This is a genomic window from Microcystis sp. LE18-22.4A (assembly GCF_027531105.1).
Taxonomy (GTDB): Bacteria; Cyanobacteriota; Cyanobacteriia; order Cyanobacteriales; family Microcystaceae; genus Microcystis; species Microcystis aeruginosa.
This window is the reverse complement of the sequence record NZ_JAPZRB010000123.1, coordinates 1-1,014: the sequence shown is the minus strand read 5'-3', so window position 1 is coordinate 1,014 and position 1,014 is coordinate 1. Positions and strand designations below refer to the sequence as shown.

Here is a 1,014-nt window from a genome sequence, read left to right as displayed (position 1 = left end):
AACCGCCGACACCATCGGTCAAAGCATGGGGGCATCGCGGCTGGGGTTGTCTCTTTCATCGCTGCTCTTTCAACGTAAAGTGCTTACTCTTTAACGATTATACTCGATTTGATCTTTATTTGGCGTTTAAGTCCCATTAGGCAGTGAAATATTTAATCAGATAAGCAAAAGTAAATAACTAAAAACAAAACATTTATTAAATCAAAAAAGGGTGAACATGGTAAGAAATGCGACAAATAAATTATTGCAAAATGCTAAAAAACTAAAAAGTGACGAGTTTTATACACAACTTTCAGATATAGAAAGTGAGTTGCAACATTATAAAATTCATTTTGAAAATAAAGTAGTTTATTGCAATTGCGATGACCCCCGAATTAGTAACTTTTTTAAGTATTTTGCCGCAAACTTCAAAAAATTAGGTCTAAAAAAAATCATAACATCTTGTTATCGAGAACAAGGGAGAGATTTATTTAATACAGAAGAAGATGAAAATGGTTTTTTCTTTGAATATACAGGTACAGAGAGAGAAAAAAATAAACCTATTTCCCCTGACATTGTTTACTTTAATGGGGATGGAGATTTTCGTAGTCCTGAAAGTATTGAACTATTAAAAAAGTCTGATATTGTTGTTACTAATCCCCCATTTTCATTATTCAGAGAATATGTAGCTCAATTAGTTAAATACGACAAAAAGTTTTTGATAATTGGCAATATTAATGCAATAACCTATAAAGAAATTTTCAAACTAATTAAAGAAAACAAAGCCTGGTTAGGAATAAATCTTGGTAGAGGTATTTCTGGTTTCATTGTTCCCGAACAATATGAACTTTATGGAACAGAAGCTCGTATTGACAATTCTGGAAATAGAATAGTTTCTCCAAATAATTGTTTATGGTTAACCAACTTAGACACATCAAAACGACAGGAAGATATGGCTCTCACAAAAAGATATTTTGGCAATGAAGCTGAATATCCAAAATATGACAATTATGATGGAATTAATGTCAATAAAAC

The 1,014-nt window shown here is 31.3% G+C and carries 1 protein-coding gene; it reads left to right on the top strand.

What is annotated here, in order from left to right; translation table 11 throughout:
• Window positions 1-217: 217 nt before the first annotated feature.
• On the top strand, window positions 218-1,014 hold a 797-nt coding region (locus O9295_RS05420; RefSeq protein ID WP_288032229.1), incomplete at its 3' end, for an adenine-specific methyltransferase EcoRI family protein.